Annotated in this window: 15 protein-coding genes; 11 read left to right on the forward strand and 4 right to left on the reverse strand. The window is 71.4% G+C overall.

Going from position 1 to position 21373, the window contains the following annotated elements; genetic code table 11:
• Positions 1-10 precede the first annotated feature (10 nt).
• The 5 genes from ACIA8K_RS10195 to ACIA8K_RS10215 are packed head-to-tail and all read left to right on the forward strand — an operon-like array spanning position 11 to position 6957.
• Positions 11-1036: a polysaccharide pyruvyl transferase family protein gene (locus tag ACIA8K_RS10195; RefSeq protein WP_396057061.1), complete on the forward strand. Its 1026-nt coding sequence runs from the start codon at positions 11-13 to the stop codon at positions 1034-1036.
• Positions 1033-2298, forward strand: coding sequence for a glycosyltransferase family 2 protein (locus ACIA8K_RS10200; protein WP_396057063.1), 1266 nt, complete (start codon positions 1033-1035; stop codon positions 2296-2298). Before ACIA8K_RS10195 ends, ACIA8K_RS10200 begins: the two co-directional genes overlap by 4 nt.
• Positions 2295-4304 carry a hypothetical protein gene (locus ACIA8K_RS10205; RefSeq protein ID WP_396057065.1) on the forward strand — a complete coding sequence of 670 codons (2010 nt, stop codon included), beginning with the start codon at positions 2295-2297 and terminating at the stop codon, positions 4302-4304. Before ACIA8K_RS10200 ends, ACIA8K_RS10205 begins: the two co-directional genes overlap by 4 nt.
• Positions 4301-6010 (forward strand): oligosaccharide flippase family protein, encoded by a 1710-nt coding sequence (locus ACIA8K_RS10210; RefSeq protein WP_396057067.1) that lies wholly within the window; start codon positions 4301-4303, stop codon positions 6008-6010. Before ACIA8K_RS10205 ends, ACIA8K_RS10210 begins: the two co-directional genes overlap by 4 nt.
• Positions 6007-6957: a beta-1,6-N-acetylglucosaminyltransferase gene (locus ACIA8K_RS10215; RefSeq protein WP_396057069.1), complete on the forward strand. Its 951-nt coding sequence runs from the start codon at positions 6007-6009 to the stop codon at positions 6955-6957. Before ACIA8K_RS10210 ends, ACIA8K_RS10215 begins: the two co-directional genes overlap by 4 nt.
• A 1415-nt stretch (positions 6958-8372) precedes the next feature.
• Here ACIA8K_RS10215 and ACIA8K_RS10220 read toward each other — a convergent pair.
• On the reverse strand, positions 8373-9824 hold the full coding sequence (locus ACIA8K_RS10220) for a family 16 glycosylhydrolase (protein WP_396057071.1): 1452 nt from the start codon (positions 9822-9824) through the stop codon (positions 8373-8375).
• Between the two features lie 329 nt (positions 9825-10153).
• Between ACIA8K_RS10220 and ACIA8K_RS10225 the strand changes: the two genes are divergently transcribed.
• The 3 genes from ACIA8K_RS10225 to ACIA8K_RS10235 are packed head-to-tail and all read left to right on the forward strand — an operon-like array spanning position 10154 to position 16469.
• Positions 10154-13144 (forward strand): PAS domain-containing methyl-accepting chemotaxis protein, encoded by a 2991-nt coding sequence (locus ACIA8K_RS10225; RefSeq protein WP_396057073.1) that lies wholly within the window; start codon positions 10154-10156, stop codon positions 13142-13144.
• Complete coding sequence (locus ACIA8K_RS10230) at positions 13141-14712, forward strand: chemotaxis protein CheW (RefSeq protein WP_396057075.1); 1572 nt, start codon at positions 13141-13143, stop codon at positions 14710-14712. The genes ACIA8K_RS10225 and ACIA8K_RS10230 overlap by 4 nt, the downstream gene beginning before the upstream one ends.
• Positions 14713-14735: 23 nt before the next feature.
• Complete coding sequence (locus ACIA8K_RS10235) at positions 14736-16469, forward strand: ATP-binding protein (protein ID WP_396057077.1); 1734 nt, start codon at positions 14736-14738, stop codon at positions 16467-16469.
• 28 nt (positions 16470-16497) lie between these two features.
• Here ACIA8K_RS10235 and ACIA8K_RS10240 read toward each other — a convergent pair whose 3' ends face one another.
• Entirely contained in the window at positions 16498-16986 is a 489-nt protein-coding gene (locus tag ACIA8K_RS10240) for a CAP domain-containing protein (protein WP_396057079.1), read from the reverse strand.
• 461 nt (positions 16987-17447) lie between these two features.
• Here ACIA8K_RS10240 and ACIA8K_RS10245 point away from each other — a divergent pair, with 461 nt between their 5' ends.
• Positions 17448-18065, forward strand: coding sequence for a DUF3455 domain-containing protein (locus ACIA8K_RS10245; RefSeq protein ID WP_396057081.1), 618 nt, complete (start codon positions 17448-17450; stop codon positions 18063-18065).
• 80 nt (positions 18066-18145) lie between these two features.
• Here the strand turns inward: ACIA8K_RS10245 and ACIA8K_RS10250 are convergent, their stop codons facing one another.
• Together ACIA8K_RS10250 and ACIA8K_RS10255 are read right to left on the reverse strand one after the other, a co-directional pair.
• A complete protein-coding gene (locus ACIA8K_RS10250; protein WP_396057083.1) occupies positions 18146-18607 on the reverse strand; it encodes an SLATT domain-containing protein in 462 nt (153 codons plus the stop codon).
• On the reverse strand, positions 18600-19031 hold the full coding sequence (locus tag ACIA8K_RS10255; RefSeq protein WP_396057085.1) for a DUF4231 domain-containing protein: 432 nt from the start codon (positions 19029-19031) through the stop codon (positions 18600-18602). Before ACIA8K_RS10255 ends, ACIA8K_RS10250 begins: the two co-directional genes overlap by 8 nt.
• 207 nt (positions 19032-19238) lie before the next feature.
• On the opposite strand from ACIA8K_RS10255, the gene ACIA8K_RS10260 reads away from it, so the two are divergent.
• Together ACIA8K_RS10260 and ACIA8K_RS10265 are read left to right on the forward strand one after the other, a co-directional pair.
• Positions 19239-20411: an acyl-CoA dehydrogenase family protein gene (locus tag ACIA8K_RS10260; RefSeq protein ID WP_396057087.1), complete on the forward strand. Its 1173-nt coding sequence runs from the start codon at positions 19239-19241 to the stop codon at positions 20409-20411.
• Positions 20412-20503: 92 nt separating this feature from the next.
• Positions 20504-21307, forward strand: coding sequence for a hypothetical protein (locus tag ACIA8K_RS10265; RefSeq protein ID WP_396057089.1), 804 nt, complete (start codon positions 20504-20506; stop codon positions 21305-21307).
• Positions 21308-21373 lie beyond the last annotated feature (66 nt).

Consider the following 21373-nt stretch of genomic DNA (forward strand, 5'->3'; position numbering starts at 1 on the left):
GAGTCACACAGTGACCGACGCCCGGCTTGACGATCCCGTCCGCGCCCTGACCGCGCGGACGGGAGCGATCCTGCAGGACCTGCTGCCCGGCGGCCCGCACGTGGCGCTGCTCGACTTCCCCGCTCACGACAATGCCGGCGACTCGCTGATCCATCTTGGACAGATGGCCCATCTGCGGCGGCTCGGCCTCGTGGTGCGGTATCTCGCCGATGACCGGACCTACAGTCCCACCGTACTGCGCAGACGACACCCCGATGGGCCGATCCTCATTCAGGGCGGGGGAAATCTGGGCGACCTCTGGCCGCTGCGCCAGGACTTCCGGGAGCGCCTGCTGCGTGACCTGCCGGACCGGCCGATCGTCCAGCTGCCACAGTCCATGGACTTTCGGGACCGGGGGCGGCAGACCCGGGCGTGCGCCGCGTTCCACGCCCACCCGGACCTGACGCTGCTGCTCCGCGACGAGATCAGCCTGGGCCGGGCCCGCGACGCGTTTCCGGGCGTCCGCGCCGAGTTCTGCCCCGACCTGGCGCCGGGGGCGGGGCCGCAGCAGCGCATCGGACCGGTCACCCACGACGTGGTGCAGCTGATGCGCACGGACGGTGAGCAGACCGGCGAGCACCGGATCGCGGTGCCGCGCGGCGCCACCATGCTGCGCACCGACTGGGGGTTCCGGGGCGCGGACCGGCTGCGCTGGGACCTGCTGCGTGTGCCGTCCGCGGTCGCCCGGCACGCGCCGGCGCTGCGCGGGCCGTTGCAGGCCACTGTGGAGCGCACGTTCACCGCGATCGCGGCGCACAACGTGGACCGGGCCCGGGCGGTGCTGTCCCGCGGGCGCGTCGTCGTCACCGACCGGCTGCACGCGGCGGTGCTTGCCGCGCTGATGAGCATCCCGGTCGTCGCGCTTGACAACTGCTCCGGGAAGATCTCCGCGGCGTACGACGCGTACCTGCACGCACTGCCCGGACTCACCTTCGCCCGCACCGCGGACGAGGCCGCCGCCCAGTTGGACACGCTGCTCGCCGGGGCCGCGCGATGACGCTCACGGTGTCCGCGCGCGGCACCGGCGTCTGGTGCTGCGAGCTGGAACTCTCCGGATCGGGCGGACCCGCCGCGGTGGTGCCGCCCCGTGACGAGCCGGCCATGCGTGTGCTTGTCCGGCTGCACGGCGAGCCGCTCGGCTACCTCACCCGCCCGGCCGGTACGCCGGTGGACGGACTTGTCGAGGGCGCGTGGCGGACGTTCGGGCCGAAGGCGCTCGAGCATCTCGCGGCCGAGGGTGCGCCGCCGGCCGTGGGGGAGCGGCCCGGTCCGGCCACCGCGTCCTGCCCGAACCGGGTGGCCGAGGACGCACACGTGTCGGTGGTCGTCTGCACCCGGGACCGCGCCGAGCAGCTCGGCGCCTGTCTCGATCGTCTGGCGCGCGTCGCGTACCCCCGGCTGGAGTTCGTGATCGTCGACAATGCGCCGTCCGACGACTCGACGAAACGGCTCGTCACGGCGCTGGCTGAGCGGGACGAGCGGTTCCGGTACGTGTGCGAGCCGCGCCCCGGGCTGTCACCGGCGCGGAACAAGGGGCTGGAGGTGGCGCGCGGGACCTACGTCGCCTACACCGACGACGACGTCTCGGTGGACCCCGGCTGGGTGCACGGGCTGGTCCGTGGCTTCGCGACCCGCGCGGACGTGGCCTGTGTGACAGGCCTGGTCTGCACGGCCTCGATCGGCAACGAGGCGGAGGCGTATTTCGACGCGCGCAACTCCGGCTGGTCGGGCCGGATCGCCGCGAAGCTCTTCGACCTGCGCACCGACGGCGGGCCGCTCTACCCCTACTCGGCAGGGATCTTCGGTACCGGTGCGAACGTGGCGTTCCACCGCGACCGGACTGTGGCGCTCGGCGGGTTCGACGAGGCGCTCGGCGCGGGCTCGCCGACCCGGGGCGGCGAGGACCTGGACGCGTTCGTGCGGGTGCTCCGCGCCGGGCACGCGATCGCCTACCAGCCGGCCGCGGTCGTCTGGCACCACCACCGCGCCGACCATGACTCACTGCTGCGCCAGATGTACGGGTACGGCACCGGCCTCACCGCCTACCTCACCAAGCTGGCGCTCACCCGGGACACCCGCCGTGACCTGCTGCGACGCATTCCGTCCGGGTTGGTGCGGCTGGCCCGGATCCGCACGGACACGCACCGGAGGCTGGACGGCGTGGCCGCGCCCCGGGCCGCGCTGCGCCGCGAGTTCGCAGGCTACCTGGCCGGTCCGTTCCTCTACCTGCGTGCCCGCCGCGCCGGGGGCACGCCGTGACCGCACTGAGGACCACCCGCACCGCCGATCCGGACGTCACCACGCGGCTCGCGCTCTCGGCGGGCAGCCTGATTCTGCTCCCGCTGGCCGGGTTGCTTCAGCTCTGCGGCGCGCCCGGCCCGCGCAGCGCCGCGTTGCTCGGGTTCGCGCTGTGCGGGCTCGGATCGGCGCCGTGGGCACTCGTCACAGGTCTGGCCTGTGGCACCCGGCTGGCGCTCACCGCGCTGACCGGGCTCGTCCTGCCGATCGCGGCCGGCGCCGGGTTGCTGTTCACCGGCCGGTGGCATCCGGTAGTGCTGTTCGTGCTGCTCAGCGTGGCCGCGACGGTGGTGCACGGGCTCGCGCTGTACCGGGAGAAACCGGTGCTGCCGGCCGTGGACGGGCTGGTCGCGGTGCTCGGCGGCGCGCTCTGCCTGGTCGCGGCGCTCACCCACCGGCACCTCGACCCGGGGCTGTGGGGCTTTCTGACCCAGATCGGGCCGGTCTGGTACGCCGGGCTCGCGCTCATCCTGATCGGCCTGGTCACCGCGCGCGGCGGAGGGCAGGGCGGGCTCGCGATCGCGGTGCTTGTGCTGGCGCTCGCGCTGACGGTGACGCCCGCGCTTGTGTACGACGGGCCGCGCTCGCAGTCCGCGAACAAGCACGTCGAGCTGGTGCAGCAGATCCGGGCGACGGGTGTTCTTGAGTCGTCGGTCAGCGCGTACAACGCGTGGCCCGGGTTCTTCGCGGCGGTCGCCTGGCTCTGTGACGCGGCCGGGCTGCGCGATCCGATGTGCCTGGCGATCGCCTGGCCGCCGCTGCTCGCGGTGTTCCGGGTGATCGCGTTGCGGCATCTCGCGGGGCGGGTGCTGAGCTCGCCGTATCAGGCGTGGGTGGCGGTGGCGCTGGCGGTGCTGGCGGACCCGATCGGGGCTGACTACTTCTCGCCACAGTCGCTCGGGTTCGTGCTTGGGCTGCTGGCTTTCGGCATTGCTTTGTCCGATTTAAAGCGAAAAATCATTCTACTAACCATGATTGGCGGCGCGCTCGCGGTCACCCACCAACTCAGTCCGTACCTCACCGGCGGCATCCTCATCGTGCTCGTCGCATTCCGCCAGATCCGCCCGTGGTGGACGCCCGCCACCGTGCTGCTGCCCGCGGTCGTCTGGACGCTCGCCCACTTCTCCGCGGTTGCCGCCTTCGTCAGCCTCGGCGGCGTCGGCAACGCCACGAACTTCAGGCCGCCGCGCACCACCGCGGCCGACGACCTGGAACGACTTCCGATCGTCACGGTAAGCGTGGTCGCGCTTTGCGCCGGGATCGTGCTGCTCGGCCTGGTCGCGGCCGGCGTGCTGCTCACCCGGCTGCGGGACGAGCGCGCCTGGGCGATGGCGGTCTGCCCGGCCGTCGGCCTGATCATCATCGCCGGGAACGCGTACGGCAACGAAGGCATCTTCCGCGCCGCGCTCTTCGGCATCCCGTGGCTGGCGATGCTTGCCGCGGGCGCGTTCACCGAGCGGCGGCGGCCGTACCTGCTGGCGTTGACCGCGACGCTGACCGCCACCTTCGTCACGGCCGCGTTCAGCATGGACGCCACAAACGTCAGCAGGCCCACGGACCGGGCGGCATTCCAGTACTTCCTGTCCCAGCCACGCGGCAGCTGGATGCTCATCCTCGGCGCCGGCGACCTGCCGAGCGTGCCACCCACCCGGGAGCGCACGCACGTCTCCGTCTACCGGCCGAACCTCGATCCGGTCGCGGACCGGCCGGCCGGCGAGACCCCCGCACAGGCCGTCCCACGACTCACCACACTGCTGCAGGGGTACGCCAACCAGCAGGCCAACTGGGAGCACGACCACTTCTACGCGCTCTGGTCGCCTGTCACCTCCTACTACGGCTGGGAGTACGGACTGCACACCAGGGACGACTTCGCCGCGCTCCGGGACGCGTTCGCGACCACGCCCGGCTGGACGGTCGCGTTCCGCTCCGGCGAGACCGTGGTCTTCGCGTACCGGCAGAGCGCATGAGCGTCGACGCCCACGTCTCCCGGCTGTTCGGGCGGGACTCGCTGTACATGGTGCTGTGGGCGGTGCAACTCGGCTGTGCCGCGCTGCTCACCCCGGTGCTCACCCGGTTCCTCGGCACCGGCGAGTTCGGCACGGTCGCGGCCGCGAACACGGTCATGCAGGTGCTGTTCGTGGTCGGCGGCTTCGGCCTGCAGACCGCGATCCAGCGCGCCTACGCCCGCAACGGCCCCGCGGACGCCCGCCGGATCGTCGCGCTCGCGATCGTGCTCGCGTGCGCGGTCACCGCGCTCGCGCTTGTCACCGCGAGCGGCTGGGCCCGCCCGCTCGGGCTCACGGGCGAACTGCCCGCGCTACGACTCGCGATCGTCTGGGCCGGCCTCTCCGCCGTCACCAACGCGTCGCTCGGACTCCTCCGCAGCCAGGACCGGCTCGCCGCGTTCGCGCTTGTCAGCCTGGCCCAGTCGGCCGTGGCCGAGGCCGCCAGCCTCGGGCTCGTCGCGCTGGTACGGCCGACCGCGGAGAACTTCCTGCTCGGCCAGGCGCTGCTGCAGGTGGTGGCCGCGCTGATCGGGCTGGCGCTCGCGCCACCACACCGGCTGCGGCTCGCGGACGCGCCGATGCTCCGCGCCGCGCTCACCTACGCGTTGCCGCTGGTCCCGGCCGTGCTCGGGCTGCTCATCCTCTCCACCGCGGACCGGTTGATGATCCAGGCCGCGCTTGGGGCGGACGCGGTCGCGCGCTACCAGGTCGCGTACAACGTCGCGTCCGGGCCGATCCTGCTCCTGGGCGTGCTCAACACCGCGTGGATGCCGCGGTTCTTCGCGCTCGCGGAGGACGGCGAGCGGGCGGCAGTACTCGCGGCCAGCCGAGACCTGCTCTACCGGCTGCTGGTGCCGCTCGTGGCCGGCGTCGCGATCGGCGCGCCGTTCGTGCTGCGGGTGTGGGCGCCCCCGTCGTACCGGCCGGAGGATCTGTACTGGGTGTTCTCCCTGGTCGTGGTCGCAGCCGTGCCGTTCGCGGCGCAGCTGGCACTGCACCGGGCCCTGGTCGCGGCCGGGCACACAGGCGTCGTCGCGGTCGCGGTCTGCGCCGCCGCAGCCGCGAACCTGCTGCTGAACCGGTTACTACTGCCGCCGCTCGGGCTGGCCGGGGCCGCGCTGGCCACCACGCTCGCCTACGGCCTGCTCTACCTGGGGCTGCGCCGGGGAGCTGCGGCCACCGCACCGGTACCGCCGCCGCCCGGCCGGCTGCGGGTGTTGATTGCGGCCTCGGTGGTGGTGAGCCTCGCGGTCGCGGCGGTGCCGGACATCCCGGTGCTGTTGGGGGTGCGTGCCGCGCTGGTCCTCGGCACGATGATCTGGTTCTTCCGGGTGCTGGCCGGCCTGCGCCGCCTGAGCGTCCCCCGGACACCGCATGCCGCCCCGTCACCGTCCGGGAACAGTTCGCCTGGGGTCGGTGCTGGGGCCGGTGTGCCCGTGGCCGGTGCTTCTGTGAGCGACGCGCCACAGGCCCGCGTGCCCGGAGAGGCGCGGTGCGCCTGCGCCCACGCGGACACCTGTACCTCGCGGACCGCCTGCGCTTCGGTAGCCGCCTGTACCTCGGGGGACGCCTGCGCTTCGGCAGACGCCTGCACCTCGCCGGACGCCGGTGTCCCGTCCGGCGTCTGCGTTCCATCGGACGCCTGTGTCTGCCGGGCCGTCTCATGACCGAGCCGCTCGCCGTCGTGCTCCTCGCTCACGCCGACCCCGCCCAGGTCCGCCGCCTGATCGACACACTCGGCGACGTCCCGATCTTCCTGCACTGCGACGCCCGCACCCCGCCCACGGTCTACCGCGCGATGACCGCCGGCCTGCCGTCGCGGGTCACCGTCGTCGACCGGGTGCGGACGGCGCTGGCCAGCTGGTCGCTCGTGCAGGCGGAGCTGACCGGGCTGCGCGCGGCCGTGCGCGGTTCCCGGGCCCGCCACATCGCGGTACTCTCCGGCGCCTGCTACCCGCTGACCGGCGTCGACGAGCTGGTCCGGGAACTCGCGGTCTGGCAGGGCCGGTCGTGGATCACGAACCTGCCGCTTCCGCTGGACCGGTGGAGCACGCCCCGGCACCCGGACGGCGGCCTGTGGCGACTCAACCGCCGCTACCTGACCCGCCGCGACCGGGTGCTGCACCTCGGCGGCGTGCCGTTGCGCTGGCCGTGGCCGCGCGAGATCCCGGCCGACTTGTCGCTGCGGGCCGGCGGCCACTGGAAGATCTACTCGGACACGCACGCGCGCCTGCTGCTCGACCTGATCGACTCCCGGCCTGACCTGATGCGCTTCTGGCGTACCACCCTGATCCCGGAAGAGACGTTCGTCCCGACCATGCTGGCCAGCCCGGCGCTGGCCGGCGGAGACGCGCTGCCCGGCTGCGAGACCGGCGCCTGGTACATCGACTGGGCCGGCAGCCCGGACGGCCACCACCCGCCGTGGCTGACCGGAACGGCCTTCGACCGGCTCGCCGCGGCCCGCTGGGCGCCGCCGCTGAACCCGTCCTCGCCGCCCGCTTCACCCGACACCCGGCGCCTCTTCGCCCGCAAGTTCCGATCATCCGACCCGGCCGTCCTCGACCGCATCGACGCCGAACTCCACACCTCACGATCAAGTTCAAGATCTAATTGATTTTCCCGCTCTGCGGGTGGTCGCGACCCGCACGCTCCCGCGGGCTCACCTTCCGCGCGTGGCCGGGAAAAGACCCGCACGGGTGTCCACCCGCCCCCACAGCGGAACCGGCCCCTAGCGCCGTGCAGCAGACCGAGCCCCGGATCGCCGCACGTCGCTATGTGCGGATCGCCGCCCATAGCGACGTGCGTAGCGCGTGTGGAGTGGGCCCGCGCCGACGTGCGTAGCGCGCGAGGAGCGACGCCCGTAGCGACGTGCGTAGCCCGCGTGGAGCGACGACCGTAGCCGACCTGCGAGCCCTTGCGCGGAGCGAGGCCCGTAGCGACGTGCGTAACCCCGCGCGGAGCGAGGCCCGTAGCCGACCCGCGAGGCCCTGCGCGAAGCGAGACCCGTAGCGACGTGCGTAGCGCGTGTGGAGCGTGGCCCGGAGCGCGTAGCTATGTGCGGAGCGCCGGCCGTAGCTATAGCCATGGGCCGAGGGACGGGCGCTCCGCGCCCGAAATTTCAGCTTTTATTGGTCTGGGTGGTGTTGGTGGCGGTTCTTTTGCCTCCGGCGGCCCTCCGGGAGGAGCGCTCCGGCTCCGGGGCAACCGGAAGCGCAGGTCAGCTTCGCTGGTAGAGCTTTGTCGGTGGCTGGGTTTGGTGTGGCCTGTCTGCCCCGTCTGTCATCGACTCGGGCAGAGCCGAGCAGATCATCGGCAGGACCGCCAGCCTGAGTGGTGATGGCGCCGGTTCGGCGGTACCTCACGAGTCTGCTGGTCACGTTGGGTGCGCCGGGCTGCGGTTTCGTGGGTGGGCGCGTGCCGTTGGTCGCGTTGGGTGGTGTTGGTGCGGTTCGTTGGTGGCGGCCCTGCCGATGATCTGCTCCCCGTTGGGCGGGTCGATGGCAGACGGGGCAGCCAGGCGGTCACTTTTGTGTGCTCCGCACACCGCGGGGGCAGGTCAAGAGCGGGGGTGCACCGCGCGAGTGAGGAAGTAATCCGCTGCGTCCTCGGATGTGCGCTGGTTGTTGCGGTCGAGGTGCCCGGCGCGGTCTTGCTGATCGACGGATACGTGCGGGCTGATGAATGCGCTTCGGCCGCCTGCACGCAAATCTGGGTCATCGGTAGAGCAGCAAGTTCCGCCGCCAGTGAGATCTTGGAACCCACGTAGGCCTGCCGCGAGCAAAAATCGGTGAGTGGAACGAAAAATAGATCAACTTCGCTAGTTGACCTACGTTTCGTTCCACTCACCGATTGTTTGCGCGCGGAGGTTGGGTGGGGTGGGTGCTTGTGGTGTGCGTTATGGCGATATGTCGGACAGAAGGACTGGACTGACCGGAGCGGGACGAGCGGGCGGGCGGCGAAAGGGAAGCAGGAGGGCGGGGAGATGACGCCCCCGGCGCAGCGGGCTGCGCCGGGGGTGTGGTCGAGGGGTTAGAAGGGGGTGCCGCCCTCGTGGATGGTGATGTCGCCGACGGTCATGGTCTTGGGGAATGTCGCGGTCACCGGGTTGGCGCCGTTTGAGACGGCTACGTTGAGGACGAGGAACTGGTCGCCGCCGAAGGGCCAGGTGCGGCCGGCGGAGATGGCGTCGCCGGCCCATACGGTCAGCGTCGGCTTGCGGTCGATGTAGAAGCGGACCACGTTGCGGTCGAAGTAGACGCCGTAGCGGTGCGGGCGGGCGTCGAGTGACTCGCCGACGTTCGTGGTGGCGCCGGGCTCGCCCCAGCCGTAGGGCAGGTCCGTCTTGGGGGCGCCGGCCTTGGCCATGTGCATGGCGCTGTGTGCGACGGCGGGGGTGGCGCCCCAGCCTTCCATGATGTCCAGCTCGCCGGCGGCCGGCCAGCCCTGGGTGCGGGTGTTCACGCCGACCGTCCAGAACGCGGGCCAGACGCCGGCGCCGACCGGGGCGGTGATCTCCGCCTCGACGTAGGAGCCGGCCTCCACCGTCACCTTGCCCTCCGTGGTCAGGCGGGCGCTTGTGTAGTCGCGGGTGATGCCGTCCGCGCCGCGCAGGGTCTGGCGGCGGGCCGTGATCGCGAGCTTGCCGGCGCCGGTCAGCGACGCGTTGCCGGTGCCGGACGTGTAGGTCTGGAGTTCCTCGTTGCCCCAGCCGTTGCCGCCGGTCTCGAAGTTCCACTGCGCGGCGGCGGGTACGGTGCCGGCCTTGCCGGTGAACGAGACGACCTTCTCCGGGAGCGTGTCGGTCTTGGCGGGCAGCGCGGCGGCGTACTCCTTGACGCTCACGCCGGTGACCTCGAACGCGAATGCGCCGGTGGCGGGCAGGCTCAGGTAGACAGTGGTGTCCGACCAGCCGGCCGAGGTCGCCACGAACGTCCGGGTGATCATGTGCCAGCCGGCGTCGGTGTACTTGCCGTAGACCGCGGCCTCGCTGGGCCGGTGCCCGTAGTTGTTGTTGGCAAGCAGCATGCCGATCGACCCGCCGGACATCTTCGTGTCCCGGACCCAGGCCTCCATCCGGTAGACCTTGCCGGCCGCGAAGAACGTCTGCGGGTTGCGCAGCGGCACCTGGGCGAGTGCCCAGCCGCCGGAGCCGGAGCCGGCCGCGGTACGGGTCAGCCCCATCGCGGTCTTCGCGGTGAACGGGCCGGACACGCCGGTGACCCGGCGCAGCGTGACCGGTCCCGCGCTGGACGCGGCGGTCCAGCCCGGCGCCGAGGTGGTGCCGGAGCCGTCGACGACGCCCTCGGCGCTGGCCGCGTCCGGGGCGGCGGAGGTGACAGTGATGGCGCGGGCGCTGTACGGCTTCGGCGTGGGCTGCACGGTGGCTATCGCGCCGACGGCGGCGACGGAGAGGGTGACGGCGGCGAGCGCGACGACGGTGACCGTACGTCGAGTCCCGCGCCGGGTGATATGGGCGCGCATGGCTATGGAGACCTTTGATAGGGGGGGAATGCGAGGGGGATGGCGACGAGCCCTATCGGGGAGCGCGGGTGTGCCCTGAGCGCGGCACCGAACGGCAACCGGCGGACACCGCGATTACTCGCGGTGCACCGGACACCCCGGACTTTTCAGGATTCGCCCCGGTGTGCGACCGGCCCGACCTACCCTGCGGAGAGCCGGACGGCCGGACGGCCGGACAGCCGGGGAGTCAACATCTGAACGGTTGCGGCCCGGTTGTCTCAAGGTTGTCTTTCGGGTGCCGATGAGGCGTCTGGAAGCAGGGCGGAACCGCGCCGAAAGGGAGCAACACAGTGGCTGATTCCGGTTCGCTGATCAACGCCGAGAGCGGCGCGATGCTCGAGGGCGCGGCGTTGCGCCTGTTGCTGCAGGAACGCCTGGTACTGACGCTGCACGCCAAGTCCGGCTCGATCCTGGCGGTGAATCAGCGCGTGCTTGACGTCGCCGACATGCCGATCAACAAGGTGGTCGGGATCAAGCTTGAACACCTCTGGAAGATGCCCGGCCCGCTTGTCGACCGGATGCTTGAGACGGCCGCGCGCGGCGAGTTCATCGAGCAGGTCACGTCGATCTCCGACGGCAACAACCGGCAGCGCTGGCTGCGGCTCAACTGCGGGCCGGTGTCCGCCACCGCCACGCCCACGGTGGTGAAGGCCGCGCCCGCCAAGGCCGCCGGTACGACCGCCGCTTCGGCAGCGGCCGCCGCGCGGGAGGCGGCCGGTGCGACAAGCGCGTCCTCGGCCTCGGCGGCGCCGGTCGAGGTCCCGCAGGAGGCGAAGCTGTCCGACACGGTGCTGGTGACCGCGTACGACATCACCGAGGACCGGCGTCAGATCGGCGAGTTGAAGGGCAAGTACGCCGCGATCGACCGTGCCCAGGCCGTGATCGAGTTCGACCTGACCGGCACGATCCTGCACGCGAACGACAACTTCCTGAGCCTGGTCGGCTACTCGCTCGGCGAGGTGGTCGGCAAGCAGCACCGGATGCTCGTGGAGGAGAGCTACGCGAACAGCCCGGAGTACGAGAAGCTCTGGGATCGGCTGCGGGCCGGCGAGTTCGAGTCCGGTGAGTTCAAGCGGGTCGGCAAGGGCGGCAGGGAGCTGTGGATCCGGGCGTCGTACAACCCGATCTTCGATCTGGACGGGCGCCCATTCAAGATCGTCAAGTACGCGATGGACGTCACCGAGACGAAGCTGCACACGGCCGAGTTCGAGGGCAAGGTCAACGCGATCTCCCGTGCGCAGGCCGTGATCGAGTTTGACCTGTCCGGCGTGATCCTGGATGCGAACCAGAACTTCCTGAACACCACCGGGTACGAGCTGAACGAGGTCGTCGGCCAGCATCACAAGATGTTCGTCGAGGAGGAGGAGGCCCGCAGCGCCGCCTACCGCAACTTCTGGCAGGCGCTGGCCCGCGGCGAGTTCGAGTCCGGTGAGTACAAGCGGGTCGGCAAGGGCGGCAAGGAGATCTGGCTCCAGGCCACGTACAACCCGATCTTCGATCTGAACAACCGCCCGTTCAAGGTGGTCAAGTACGCGACGGACATCACGGACGTGAAGATCCGGAACGCGGAGTTCGAGGGCAAGGTCGCCGCGATCGACCGTTCCCAGGCCGTGATCGAGTTCGATCTCAAGGGCAACGTGCTGCGCGCCAACCAGCTCTTCCAGGAGACGATGGGCTACTCCGAGTCGGAGATCACCGGCAAGAACCACCGGATGTTCGTCGACGCCGGCACCTCCTCCAGCGGCGAGTACCGCGAGTTCTGGCAGCGTCTCGGCCGCGGCGAGTTCGAGTCCGGTGAGTACAAGCGGGTCGGCAAGGGCGGCAAGGAGGTGTGGCTGCAGGCCAGCTACAACCCGATCTTCGACATGGCCGGGCACCCGTTCAAGGTGGTCAAGTACGCGAGCGACGTCACCGACCAGAAGATCCGCAACGTCGAGTTCGAGGGCAAGGTCAACGCGATCTCCCGCGCGCAGGCCGTGATCGAGTTCGACCTGCAGGGCCGGGTGCTCGCCGCCAACCAGAACTTCCTCGACCTGCTCGGCTACTCGCTCGAGGAGGTGCGCGGCAAGCATCACCGGATGTTCGTCGACGAGGATGAGGCGAAGTCGTCCGAGTACGCCGCGTTCTGGGAGAAGTTGTCCCGGGGCGACTTCGACGCGGGCGAGTACCGGCGCCGTACCAAGGGTGGCCGGGACGTCTACATCCAGGCCACCTACAACCCGATCTTCGACCTGGACAACCGGCCGTACAAGATCGTCAAGTACGCGGTGGACATCACGGATGCGAAGATCCGCAACGCGGAGTTCGTCGGCAAGGACCGGGCGATCAACCGTGCGCAGGCCGTCATCGAGTTCGACCTGGAAGGCACGATCCTCGCGGCGAACGAGAACTTCCAGCGTGCGCTCGGCTACTCGCTGCGCGAACTGGTCGGCCAGCACCACAGCATGCTCTGCGACAGCGACTACATCACCTCGGCCGAGTATCGCGACTTCTGGCTGCGCCTGCGCAAGGGCGAGTACCTGTCCGGCCGCTTCCACCGGGTCGGCAAGTACGGCCGCAACGTGTGGATCCAGGCCAGCTACAACCCGATCTTCGACATGCGCGGCGTACCGATCAAGGTGGTCAAGTACGCGCACGACATCACCGAGCAGGTCGAACTGGAGCAGCGCCTGACCACCAAGACCAGGGACATGGCCGTCTCGATCAAGGCGCTGGCCGACTCGATCGACGAGATCGTGGCCAACGCGCAGCAGGCCAGCGGCCTCGCCGGGGAGACGCAGAGCAACGCGGAGCAGGGCTTCGAGGAGCTGCGCAAGTCCATCGAGGCGATCGATCTGATCGAGAAGTCCTCCGACCAGATCGCCGCGATCGTCAAGGTGATCAGCGAGATCGCCGGCCAGACAAACCTGCTCGCGTTCAACGCGTCGATCGAGGCGGCCCGCGCCGGCGAGCACGGCGTCGGCTTCTCAGTCGTCGCAGGTGAGGTCCGCAAGCTCGCCGAACGTTCCTCGGAGGCGGCCCGCGAGATCAGCAACCTGATCCACGAGTCCGCGGCCCGCGTGGGCCAGGGCTCCCAGGTCTCGCACCGTGCCCAGGCCGCGTTCGCCGACATCCTGAAGAGCGTCGCGTCCACCGGCGAGTCGATCCGGCGCATCGCCGACTCCACCCAGAAGCAGCAGTCCGCGTCGATCACGGTCAGCAACCTGATCAACGAGCTCACCGGGCCCGGCACCCAGCGCGAGATGGGGGAGCAGATGCTCCAGTCGAGCGGCCAGTCATGACCGCCACCATGTTCGACGCGCAGCTCGGCGAGGCCGTCCTGCACGCGAGCGCGGACACGCTCTTCGGCGTCTTCCGGATCTCCCGGATCCGGGTCGCGCTGCCGCTCACCGAGCTGCGCGAGGTCATTCCGTGCCCGCCCGCGTTCAGCCCGCTGCCGGCCCGCGCGCCGGGCCTGGTCGGCGCCGTCAACCTGCGGCACCTGGTCATCCCGGTTCTCGACCTGCGTCAGCTCACAGGCATCGAGGACACCGCGGACGACCAGGTCATCGTGATCGTCGCCCAGCAGGGCCGGGTCTTCGGCCTGATCGCGGACGAGATCGAGGGCGTCAGCCGGGTCTCCGGTGACGCGCTAATGCGGATGAGCGTCGGCGGCGAGCTGCCCTCGCTCTTCTCGCACAGCTTCGAGCGGCCGGACGACGGCGCCGTGGTCTCGCTTCTCGACGCGGAGGCGATCGCGGCACTGCCCGGCATGCCTGTGGTCCAGGACACCGGGCCGCGGGGCGTGCCGGTCGAGGCGGAGGGCGTGGTCGCGGACGCGTCCCGCCGAACCGTGATGCTCATAACCTGTGGCGAGATCGGCCTCGCGATGGAGGTCAACGACGTCCACTCGGTCATCCCGACGCTTACCGTCCGCTCGTCGCCGCTTGACGGGCCGGCCTGCCGCGGCGTCGTCCACCTGCACGGCCACGCGGTGCCCGCGGTCGACCCGCTCGGGCTGCTCGGCCTCGGCGCGATGAGCGAGGACGGCACGCTGCGCGGTGTGGTGCTCGCGCTGCCCCGTGGCCTGATCGTGCTCACAGTCAACGACGTCGCACACATCGCCTCGGTGCCGAACGCCGACGTGCTGCCGCTGCCCCCGCTCGGCATGCCGAAGTCCGAGTTCCTCTCCGGCGTCCTGCAGTACGACGGCGCCCAGCAGTACGTGATGGTCGACGGCGCCGCCATGCGCCGGGACGCGGAGCTGGACGCGCTCGCCGCGCTCGGCCTGCCGCTCGACCCGCGAAAGGCCGCGGCTGCCACCGCGCTGGCCAACGGCGTCACGCCCACGCCCGAGGTGGAGGAGAGGCCGCACCCGGTCGGTGAGCAGCGCGCCGGTGGAGGCCGGCACGTGGTGCAGAGCATCCGGAAGTTCCTCACCTACAACGTGGGTGTGGAGGCGGCGACGCTGCTGTCCCAGATCGGGGAGATCCTGCCGTACCCGCGGGAGATCATCCCGCTCGACTTCGGTGGCGCGATCAAGGGCGTCTTCACCCACAGGCGTACCTCCGTGCCGCTGCTCTGCCTGCCCACGCTTCTCGGCCGGTACGAGGAGATCCATCCGGAGACGTCCCGCGTGCTGCTGGTGGCCGTGGAGCGGGAGGACGGCTCCAGCAGCGCGGTCGGCTTCGTCGTCCCGGCGCTGCACGCCATCGAGGACTCTGTCTGGGAGGAGTCCGGCGGCGAGAACGAGTACAGCGGCCTGTCCCTCAGCAACAGCCCGCTCGTCAAGATCGGCACCGAGGATCAGGGCCGGATGATGCCGCACATCGACCTCCATCGCATCGCGGCGGCCGAGCTTTCCTATTAGCAGTCCGAGGGGGTACGGCGCGGGTGTTGAACCGATTCGTCAGGTCCGAGTGGCGTCATCTCGTACTGCCGCTTGCCGTGTGGTTCGTGCTCTGCGCGCTCGGCACCTGGGGCGTTATCTGGGTGGAGCAACGCGGCGAACGCGAGATGCGGGACCGCTTCGACGGCCGGGTGGCGCTCACCGCCGACGCGGTCGCGGAGCTGGCCACCAGCGGCGACGGGCCGACCAGCCCGCTCGGCGGGTACCTCAGGCACGCCATCTCGATAAGCAGGTCGCAAGTTTTTCTGCTCAACTCGGACGGCACGCTGGCCGGCAGCAGCGACGAGATGCCCGCCTGGTCGCTCCCCCTGGCCAGCCACGACCCGCTGCTCGCCGAGGCGATGAACGGCGCGACCACCGGCTTCTACGGCCCGGTGGAGGACGAGCGGTACTTCATCGTGCAACCTGTCGGACAGCGCTGGCGGCTGGTCGCGTCCGTCCCGGTCGACGGTCTCTACGGCCCGATCCTGGACGCGAACGCCGTGCTTCAGTCGACCGCCGGCGGGCTGGCCGTGCTGAGCCTGCTCGCGGTCTTCACCGCCGCCCGCTCCGCCCGGAACCGCGCCGCGCTGCGCGCAAGCGAGGCCGAGTTCCGCGGCCTGTTCGACAACTCCATGCTCGGCATGGTCGTCACCCGCCCGGACGGCGAGATCGAGCGGGTCAACCACGCGTTCGGCACGCTGCTCGGGCACCCGCCGGAGACGGCGCCGGAGGGCGGCTGGGCGGAGATACTGCATCCGGACGACGCGCCGGGCCTGTCCGCGCTGGCAGCCCGGGCGCTTGCCAACGAGATCCCCGGCTTCACCGCCACGGTCCGGCTGCGGCACACCGCCGGCCGCCTGGTGCCGGTCGAGGTGACAAGCACACTGATCCGGGACGAGCTCGGCGAACCGGTGCACTTCAGCACGCAGCTGCTTGACGTCTCCGAGCGGACGCGGCGGCAGGAGGAGCAGCGCGCGTACCGCGAGGAGCTGGCCGCGCGGGCCCGTGACCTGCAGTCCGCCAACGCCGGTCTGCAGGCGGCGAACCAGCGGGTGGCCGACATGGTCGCGATGCTCACCCACGACGTCCGGCAGCCGATCGCCACCATCGCCGGCTACTGCGAGCTGCTCACCGAGATGTGGGACGACACGGACGACCGGGCCAAACGGCGTGACGTGGACCGGATCGCCGCCACCGCCGCAAGCATGAGCGGGTACGTCGAGGAGATCCTCACGCTCACCCAGGTCGATGCGGACACGCTGTTCGCCCGTCCGGCGCCGCTCACCGTGTCGGACGTGATCACGGAGGCGCTGGCCCACCTGACCGCGGCGGAACGGGCCGGCGTGAGCGTCACGCTTGACGAGCAGCTGCGTGTCTTCGCCGACCCTCGCCAGCTGCACCAGATGCTTGTCAACCTGATCGGCAACGGCCTGAAGTACGGCGAGCCGCCGCTCGCGGTCCGCGCCCGAGCCGTCGGTGGCAGCGTGGAGATCGAGGTCAGCGACTCCGGCGAGGGCGTGCCCGAGGACTTCGTGCCGCACCTGTTCGACAGGTTCGCCAGGGCCAGCAGCGGCGTGGCGCCGACGAAGAAGGGGACCGGGCTCGGGCTCTACATCGTCCGGCAGTTGGCGCTCGCGAACGACGGCGTCGTCGAGTACCGGCCGCACCGGCCGTCCGGCGCCAGCTTCGTGCTCACACTGCCGACCGTCAAGGCCGAGCTGCACGCGGCGGTGTGAGGGGGCCCGCGCCCCCTCACACCCACCCCTACTTGCCGAACTCCTGCGTCCAGTAGAGGACGCCGTCCGAGTTGCGGACCGCGCCCACGCCGATCAGCGTCGACCGGCAGTTGAGCATGTTCCGGCGATGGCCGGGACTCCGCAGCCAGCCGCGCGTGACGCCCTCGGCGTTCTTGTAGCCCCAGGCGATGTTCTCGCCCATCGGCTGCGCGGTGAACCCGGCCCGCTTGGTGCGCTGGGTGAAGCGGCTGCCGTTGGCCCCGGTGTGGCTGAAGAAGTCCCGGCGGGCCATCTCCGCGCTGTGCGCCTCGGCCGCCTTGGCCAGCGACCGGCTGACCCGCAGCTTCTCGCAGCCGGCCCGGACTCGGGCGGCGTTGGTCTGCGACACGACCTGCGCCTCGAACACGGCGGTCCGGATCGAGACGTGCCCTGATGAGGATGATGCGGAGGCCGAGGACGCCCCGGCGAGGGTCAGGCCGGCAGCGGCGGCGGGGGCGAGAACGGCAAGGGCGCCCATGCGAACGATTGCGCGCAAGAGTGTGTCACCTCTCGGTCGGTGTCGCTTACACCTGTTCATTCGACGGTGCCGTACGGGCGCCGTCGAATCACCCGGATGCAGTGCCATGAGCCTTCGGTTCACGCCCGGATGTCGCGACAATTCAGTACAGACAGCAGACACTTTTTCCCGGCTGTCCGGACACTTTTTCGCCATTTTCCGGACAGGGCGACCTGCGTGTGCTGCGGCGGACACGCAGCGTTAAATGCGTCCGCCGATGTGTCGGCGTACCGATGAATGGTTGCCCGTAATGGCGTGGGCCAATTCCGGACTGAGACGTGAACATCATTCACTGCTCAAAAAACTTCTGATTTATCTCGCCCGCGGGTGAACCGCGGCGGGCCCTTCATCCGTGTTCGGTGGCGGTGGTGTTCTCCGGAGCTCCGCCGCAATTGACCCGGAACTTGTCCCCTGGAGGACACGTGAACAAGACCACGTCGCGCACGATCAAGATCGGTGCCGCTGTGGCGGTCGCCGCGGCGCTCGTCGGCGGCACACTCGCCTCCGCGAACGCGGCGGAGCAGGCCCCGGCCACCTCCGACCTCGCTGCCACAGGCGTCACCGCCGCTGACGTCTCCGCTGCCGACGCCGCCGCCCGGGGGCGTGGCCCGAAGATCCCGACGGAGATCGCGGTCCCGGCCGGCAACAAGCTGATCGGCGTCATGCAGGCCCGCGGCCAGCAGGTCTACACCTGCACCGCCGGCGCCTGGGTCTTCACCGAGCCGGTCGCCTCGCTGGCCGGCCTGGTCAACGGCCGCCCGGCCACCGCCATCCACTTCAAGGGCCCGAGCTGGGAGTCCGTCGAGGACGGCTCGCTCGTGACCGCGGTCGGCGACGGCACCTCGGCCGTGGCCGGCTCGATCGCGCAGCTGCGGCTCAAGGCCACGCCGGCCGCCGGGTCCACAGGCGTCTTCGGCAAGGTCACCTACATCCAGCGGCTCGCCACGAGCGGCGGCGCGGCCCCGGCCGGCGCCTGCACCGACGGCACCCGGCTGGGCGTCGCCTACCGCGCGGAGTACCGCTTCTACGCGGCCGGCTGACGCCGCCGAAGACCTGCCGCACGCGCCAAGGGGGAGAGGGGCGCCCGCGTACACCGCGGGCGCCCCTCCGCGCGTTAACCTCAGGCGCGGCGCAGGTCCGGCGGGTCCTCGATCAGCTCCTCCCACCGCACGTGCTCCTGGGCGAGCACGCTCTCCACCGCGGTCACGTACGCCTCGACCACGGCCGGATCGGCCTCGGACGGGTCCGGTTCCACCGCGCGCAACGCGTACAGGCGGTCCGCGGTGTTCTGGTACAGCCCGCCGATCGACTCGAAGCCGAGCAGCGCGTCATAGCCGGTGAGGAACGCGGCCGCGCCGGCGAACGCCACCGCGAGAACACCCCAGCCGGACCGGAACGCCCACACGTCCGCCGCGCCCAGCACGCCGCACGCGCCGGCGGCCAGCAGCAGCACGGTGCTCGCCACCACTGCCTGGCCGTGGGCGGACGCGTACTCGTCCGCGCGGCTCTCGTAGTAGGCGCACTGGTCCGCGTACCGATGCTGCAGGTAGGCCCGCAGCGCCTGCGCGTCCCGGTCACCCATGCGAGGCCGCCCGCGCCCGCGCGATCGCGGAGATCAAGGCGGCCCGGCCGGAGGCGCCCCCGGGCGGTGGGCCGGTCAGGAACCGGAAGTAGACGGTACGCAGCGCCTCCGCCTCCCGCCGGCACCGCTGGAACTCCGGAAGTGACCGGCGGCGGAACGCGTACCCGGTGAAGACCGTGGCGGCGGCCGCGGCCAGGCCGGTCACGACGCCGGGCCACAGTGACGACTCCCACGCGGCCTGCGCGGCGCCGCCCACCGCGGTCAGCATCGTCAGCGCCAGCATCGCCGCCTGCTGACGGCGGTGCCGCCGCTGATGGCGCTCGGCAGCCCGCTGTACACGCAGCAGCGCGGGCACCAGCTCGCCGCGCAGCAACGCCAGCTCCGCGGCGAGCGCCGGATAGCCCGACTCCTCCTCTGTGGACATCGGCGGGCACGGCGGATCCGCCCGGCCCCACGGCAGTCTGCGAAGCAGTGCCGGTCTCCGCCGGCTTCCGGAAACCCAGGTCACGCACGGCAGCGTAGCGGTTACCCGCATCCACGACCGGGGTCGTTCGATCGACCGATGGCATCTCAGCCCGAAAAACCACGCCGTGTCCCCCCGAAAGCGTTCGCAATCGTCTAATTTGGCGCGGTGAAGGCTGGACGCCCGCCGACCCCCGAACAACGGGAGGCCGAGCACCGGATCTGGGTGACCCGCGCGGAGCGGGTCGCCGAGTTGATCGACGGCCACACCCGGCGCACCGCCGACCGTGAGCCCGCCCCGCCGGTCGCCGAGGCGGAACTGTTGCGCCAGCATGGTCTGCTGACGCTGCTGACTCCGGCCGCGCACGGTGGCGCGGGACTGACCTGGCGCACCGCGCTCGCGGCGGTCCGCGTCCTGGCCCGCGCGGACGGCCGGATCGGCTACCTGCTCGGCGACCATTACGTCAGCAACGCCTCGATCTGGCTGGCCGGCGGCCCGCGCGTGCAGCAGCTGCTCGGCCGCCCTTCGGCCGAACGCCAATGGCTGTGGAGCGACGTCGTGGTGCCCGGCGCGACGCCGCTCGACCTCACCGCGGACGGCGACGGCTACCGGCTCTCCGGCACCCGGCTGGCCCCGATCGGCGTGGCCGTGGCGGACATGACAGTGGTCGCGGCCGCGGTGGCGGACAGTGCGGAACCATTGCTGGTCGGTGTGCCGCGGGACAGCAAGGGCGTGACGTTCACGTCCGGGCCGGAGAGCACCGTGCCCCGGCCGGACGGCATCACCGTCCGCTACGACCGGGTCTGGATCCCGTCCGAGCACGTCGTCTGCTCGCTCGACCCGGACCGCGCCACGCCCCGCGCGTCGCTGCTCGGCCTCGCGGTGCAGGCGGTCTCCGGCCACCTCTGCCTCGGCATCGCGGAGGGCGCGATGGGCTACTGCCGCACCGGCCGGCCCGCGGACTCGATGCCCGGTACCCGGGCCCTCGCCGGTTACGGCACCTGGGTCGCCGCGCTGGACGCGGCCGGCGGGCTGGCCGACCGGATCGCCGAGCGGCTGGGCGACGCCGCGCTGCGGCCCTCGCTCACCTGGCCGGAGCGGGCCGAACTCGCCGTACGCGTCTCCCGGCTGCCGATCCTCGCCGCGGACCTGGCCACCGAGGTCACCTTCGGCCTGTACGAGACGACAAGCGACTGGCCGACCGCGGCGCAGCAGGGCTTCGACCGATTCTGGCGGGACGCCCGGGCCTACACCGCCGGCATGGCGATCGACAAACGCCGCCGCGAGGTCGCGCAGCACTACCTGACCGGCGCCGAGCCGGCCCGGACCGATCTCGCCTGACACGATCCACCCCAGACCGAAGAACTCATCAATGGGTACGAAGAGGAGCTGATCGGGCACCGGCCGCGTCGCCGGCACTAGGGTCGGCAGCCATGAGACCCGCGATCGACGCAGCTCCGGGCGGTTCGTGGCGGTCCGGCGCCAAGGTGCGGCTCGGCCAGGCCGCGTTCCTGCTGCTCGATCCGGTAACCGTCGAGCCCGCGCCGGACCACTGCCACGAGGTGCGCCGCGCCCGTGCCCGCCAGCTCACCCCGGTCGCCCGGGACGTGTGGCTGATCCAGGCCCACTCGTTCCGGCCCACACCGGGGGCGGAGCGCGCGCTCGGCGACCTGACCGCGCAGGGCCTCCTGATGGAACGGCTGCGGATCCTGCCCGGCCTGCCGCGCCTGATCGACACCGTGCCCGCGCCCGGCAGCGTCACGCTGATCGTGGCGCTCCCGGCCGCCGGCACGCTGCCGGAGGTGCTGGGCGCCGTGCCGTACCCCCGGCAGGTCCTTGACCTGCTCTGGCACGGGATGCCAGCGCTCTGCGCAGCACTTGAGGCGCTGCACGCCCGCGGCTTCGCACACGGCGCGCTGGAGGCGGACGCGCTGCTGATCACGGTGGACGGCCGGATCCTGCCGCGCGACCTCGGCCGGGCCGCGTTCCAGGACCCGGCCGCATTTCCGGGGCCGGCCGCGGACGTGCGCGACCTGGCCGCACTGCTTTACGAGGCGGTCACCGGCGTGCTCCCGGGCACGCCGCCGATCCCGCCCGGCATGCTTCGCCCGGACGCCGCCGAGCTCGACGATGTGCTGCTCCCGGCGCTGGACCCGGATCCGCACGCCCGCCCGCCGCTGGCCCGGCTCTCCCGTCGCCTGCGCACGCTCGCGGTGCGCCGGGCGGCGGTCCTGTAGAACTGTGTGGTCTTCCCGGCCACCGCGGGACCGGTGCCCGCGGGAGCGTGCGGGCAGCACCACCCG

The sequence above is a fragment of the Catenuloplanes sp. NPDC051500 genome, assembly GCF_044454585.1.
Classification (GTDB): domain Bacteria; phylum Actinomycetota; class Actinomycetes; order Mycobacteriales; family Micromonosporaceae; genus Catenuloplanes.